This window comes from Zetaproteobacteria bacterium (assembly GCA_003696765.1).
Classification (GTDB): domain Bacteria; phylum Pseudomonadota; class Zetaproteobacteria; order Mariprofundales; family J009; genus RFFX01.
Map to the genome: position 1 here is coordinate 1 of RFFX01000034.1, position 4,355 is coordinate 4,355.

The 4,355-nt window shown below is 67.1% G+C and carries 5 protein-coding genes; all 5 read right to left on the reverse strand.

The genetic code is table 11. The features are described 5' to 3' along the window. Nucleotides 1–160: 160 nt before the first annotated feature. Nucleotides 161–574, reverse strand: coding sequence for a CBS domain-containing protein (locus D6682_03280; protein RMH51848.1), 414 nt, complete (start codon nucleotides 572–574; stop codon nucleotides 161–163). Nucleotides 575–620: 46 nt separating this feature from the next. Further along, on the reverse strand, nucleotides 621–971 hold the full coding sequence (locus D6682_03285; GenBank protein ID RMH51849.1) for a P-II family nitrogen regulator: 351 nt from the start codon (nucleotides 969–971) through the stop codon (nucleotides 621–623). 111 nt (nucleotides 972–1,082) lie between these two features. Continuing rightward, complete coding sequence (locus tag D6682_03290; protein RMH51850.1) at nucleotides 1,083–3,341, reverse strand: NADP-dependent malic enzyme; 2,259 nt, start codon at nucleotides 3,339–3,341, stop codon at nucleotides 1,083–1,085. Between the two features lie 357 nt (nucleotides 3,342–3,698). Then, on the reverse strand, nucleotides 3,699–4,079 hold the full coding sequence (locus D6682_03295; protein RMH51851.1) for a hypothetical protein: 381 nt from the start codon (nucleotides 4,077–4,079) through the stop codon (nucleotides 3,699–3,701). A gap of 82 nt (nucleotides 4,080–4,161) precedes the next feature. Further along, a partial coding sequence (locus D6682_03300) for a hypothetical protein (protein ID RMH51852.1) occupies nucleotides 4,162–4,355 on the reverse strand: 194 nt, incomplete at its 5' end.

The window sequence follows — 4,355 nt, forward strand, 5'->3', positions numbered from 1 at the left end:
CTCTCTCTTTGCCTGCATGGTGGTCGTCGGCAGGGGGGAACCCTGCCCGGGCCTTTGTTGCGCGCAACGCCGCACTTCGTTGCTCCTGATTCCGCCGGGGGGCCGGTGTGTGGAGGGGCGTTGCGCGGGTGGGGTTCCGTCGGCCCGGATCGCGCAGTGCTCAGGAGAGGCGGAGCAACCCCTTCATCACCATGTCGGTGTAGCTGACGATACCGATGATCTCGCCCTCCCGGTCGACCACCGGCGCCCGGGAGAGGCCGAAGTGGTGGAACAGGGCGCTGGCGTGGCGGATATCCATGTCGGGGTGGACGGTGATCGCCGGCTTGGTCATCACCTCGTAGACCGAGACGCGGTCGGGTGAGCGGTCCTGGGCCAGCACCTTGCTGGCGATGTCGGCGATGACCACGATGCCGTATTCGTCGTTGGCGTGGCGCTTGTTGACGATCAGGCACTTGGTTTCGACATGCCGCATCATCTCCAGTGCCTGACGCACCGTGGCCACACCCTCCACCAGGTCGTACTTCAGTTTCATCACATCGCGTACCGCAATGCCGGAGACATTAGTCTGGGTCATGGCTGCGTCAACCTCCCTTCCGCGTCGACGGGGTATTGCGTGGCCGTCACAACTTCTCCTCCACCTCGTCGAGCAGGATCTCGATCTGCGACTTGAGTCCGATGCTGTCTTCGAGATCGAGCTGTACCGCCATGCCGCTGCCCGGGTTGTTGTCAAAATCGGCCACCTCGGCGATCCGTTCGAGGATCTTGCGGCTTAGATGCTGCTCGACGACGAACATCAGCACGTCGCGCTGCGCATCGACCGCCAGGCCGAAGAAGCTCTTTTTGCGTGACAGCCCCTCGCCGCGCACGTTGTTGACCACGGTCGCCCCGGTCGCCCCCGCCGCGCGCGCGGCGGCCATGATCTCGTCGGTACGCCGTTCGTCGACGAAGGCGATGATCAGTTTGAAGTGCATGGATGATCGAATCGCAAAAAGTCCCTCCATGGACTTTTTGCTCGACGGGGATCGAAGAGCGGGGCTTGCCTCGTGGCGGTGGTGTCGACCTCGCGCAGGGTCGGCATGGCTCTAGCCTCCGGCTCGGGCCGAGGCGATCGCCGCCATGTTGACGATGTCGTCGATCGAGGCCCCGGTCTGGAGCACATGGGCCTGACAGGGAAGCCCGATCAGGATCGGACCGATGGCCGTACCCCCGCCAAGCTCGCGCAGCAGCTTGTAGCAGATGTTGCCCGCCTGCATGGTGGGAAAGATCAAAACATTGGCCGCCTCCTTGAGGCGGCAGAAGGGGTAGGCCTCCTGGATGGCCGCATTGACCGCCGTATCGGCCTGCATCTCGCCGTCGACCACCAGATCCGGGGCCTCTTTCTGCAGGATGCGCACCGCCTCGGCGACGCGCGCGGCCTCCGGGTGGTCGCTGCTGCCGAAGTTGGAGAAGGAGAGCATCGCCACCCGTGGCTCGCACCCCAGGCGGGCGGCGGTGTCCGCCGCCAGCCGGGCCAGTTCGGCCAGCTGTTCGGCGCTCATCGTGACGTTGACCGTGCAGTCGGCCATGAAGAAGGCGCCGCGCTCCATGATCAGCACATACATGCCGAAGACGCGGTGCTGCCGGCCGGAGGTGACATCGTGCGCCAGCACCTTGAGCAGCGGCCGCAGTGCGTTGGGGTAGTGGGCGGTGCGGCCGGTGAGCAGGCCGTCGGCGAAGCCCTGCCGCACCAGCATGGCGGCGAAGATGTTGGCGTCGGAGGCGAGCAGATGGCGGGCGTCGTGGCGTAGCACACCGTGGCGCTTGCGGTCGAAGTAGTAGGCGTCGGCCAGGCTGTCGAACCGGGCGTCTTCCACCGTCGGGTCGATCCGGTCGACGTCATCGAGCGCGATCTCGCCCTCGCGGGCGATCGTATCGATCACCCTCCGGCGGCCGATGAGCAGCGGGCGGGCGATGCCCATCTCGGCGATCAGCGAGGCTGCGCGCACCACCGTCTCGTCCTCGCCCTCGGCCAGCACCAGCCGGATCGGCCGGTTGCGCGCCTTGTCCATCACCCAGCGCATGAAGTGGCGTGAGCGGTCGATGCGCGAGGCGAGCTCGTGGCGGTACTCCACCTCGTCCCGCAGCGGCTTGCGCGCCACGCCGCTCTCGGTCGCCGCCCGGGCCACCGCCGCCGGCACCACTTCGATCAGCCGTGGGTCGAACGGCTTGGGCAGGATGTACTCCGGGCCGAAGCGCAGGCTCTGCAGGCCGTAGGCCTTGAGCACCGAGGAGGGGACCTCCTCGCGGGCCAGCCCGGCCAGCGCGTGGACGGCGGCGATCTTCATCTCCTCGTTGAAGGTGGTGGCGCGCACATCGAGGGCACCGCGGAAGAGGAACGGGAAGCCGAGTACATTGTTGACCTGGTTGGGGTGGTCGGAGCGGCCGGTGGCCATGATCAGGTCCCGGCGGGTGCGCATGGCCACGTCGTAGGGGATCTCGGGTTCGGGGTTGGCCATGGCGAAGACGATCGGCCGCGGCGCCATTGAGGCCAGCATCTCCGGTGTGACCACGTTGCCCGAGGAGAGGCCGATGAAGACATCGGCGCCGGCCATCGCCTCGGCCAGCGTCCGCTCCGGCCGCTCGGTGGCGAACCAGGCCTTGTGCGGCGGCAGCTCTTCATCACGTTCCTTGTGGATCACCCCCTTGCGGTCGAGGAAGAGGATCTGTTCCCGCTTCGCCCCGAGCTCCTCGATCAGACGCATGCAGGCGAAGCCGGCCGCCCCCGCGCCGAGGCAGACGATGCGCACATCGCCGATCTCCTTCTCCTGCAGGATCAGGGCGTTGATGAGGCCGGCGGCCATGATCACCGCCGTGCCGTGCTGGTCGTCGTGCAACACCGGGATGTTGACCCGCTTCTTCAGTTCCTCCTCGATGATGAAGCACTCCGGTGCCTTGATGTCCTCGAGGTTGATGCCACCGAAGGTCGGCTCCAGCCGGGCGACGGTCTCCACCAGCGCCATTGGATCACGCTCGTTCAGCTCCAGGTCGAACACATCGACATCGGCGAAGCGCTTGAAGAGCACCCCCTTGCCCTCCATCACCGGCTTGCCGGCCAAGGGGCCGATATCGCCCAGCCCCAGCACCGCCGTGCCGTTGGTCACTACGGCGACCAGGTTGGCGCGGGCGGTGTAGTCGTCGGCCAGGTCGGGATCGGCCGCGATCGCCCGGCAGGGCTCGGCCACCCCTGGGGTGTAGGCCAGCGCTAGGTCGCGCTGGGTGACGCAGGGGACCGACGGCTCGACGCAGATCTTGCCCGGTCGCGGCAGTCGGTGGTAGTCGAGAGCCTCTTGTCTGCTGTTCATCGTCACACCGCCAAACCCCCCTCCATGGAGGTTTGTCGTACTGGGGGAATCGGGCGCATGGCTCCGGCAGTTCCTGCGGAGCACGGATCCGGCGGTCGTCCGTGCCCCGGCGACGCCTTCGTCCGGAGCGGCGGGTGGCGTGGAGGATAGACGGGATGCGGCGGTGGGCAAGGCTCTCCCCTTCCCGTGGGAGGGGGGATGGCGGGGCGGGAAGGAAGGTCGCTTCCGACGCGGGCTGCCCGATACGGCGCAGCCGCCGCGACGCGGCGGTGAGGAATCTGGTGGAGGCGGCGTCCATCCAACAACAAGAAGAAATGCCAATGGTTTCAACTTAGTACTCGACAGGCGATTTTTCCGTTACCGGCTTTCGTTACCGTCATATTTCTTCGTCACCTTGGCCTTTTTCCGCCGCTCCGCCCAGCGGCGCCAGCCTTCGCGCATGGCGGCGAGGGTTCGCGCCTTGCCCTCCGGCGTCTTCGGGCCAGTGCTCTTGCCCCCATGTTGGGGGCATCGGCCGTTCGGCATCGCCCAGCGGCGGCAGGGTTGGCCGGTGCGCCTCGACTTCGCGCCGCAGCGCTCGCGCCTCGGCAGGCGCGCCACCTTGGCTTGCAGCCGGCGCAGGCGCTCGGCCTCCACCACGTCATCAATCTCCGGCATACGCGGGGCCAGGGCCAGCAGCTCGGCCGCCGTCAGCTTCTCGGCCAGCCGCATAAGCTCTTGCTTGTCGCGGGCGTTCACCTTGTTTGTCCCGCTGCGCCTACGCCGGAAACGCGGTGCGAATTACCCGCCCACCAAAAGCCCAGGAAGGACCCGCAGCCGTTCACTCGATCCACTCCACATCCTCCACAGGCTCGGGCGTTTCTTTCCGATTCGCACGCACCTGGCGGAGCTCATCCAGCCGGGCGCGATAGGCTCGCCTCGCTTGCTCCCGATCCTTCGCCGGAAGCCGGGCGGCATCGCCGGCGACGGCTTGCAGGGCCTCCTCGGTTTCCGCCTCTTCGATGCGCGCCAGCA

Coding starts and splice junctions, on each gene's coding strand:
- D6682_03280 (RMH51848.1), bottom strand. CDS start 574: ATGACCCAGACTAATGTCTCCGGCATTGCGGTACGCGATGTGATGAAA.
- D6682_03285 (RMH51849.1), bottom strand. CDS start 971: ATGCACTTCAAACTGATCATCGCCTTCGTCGACGAACGGCGTACCGAC.
- D6682_03290 (RMH51850.1), bottom strand. CDS start 3,341: ATGAACAGCAGACAAGAGGCTCTCGACTACCACCGACTGCCGCGACCG.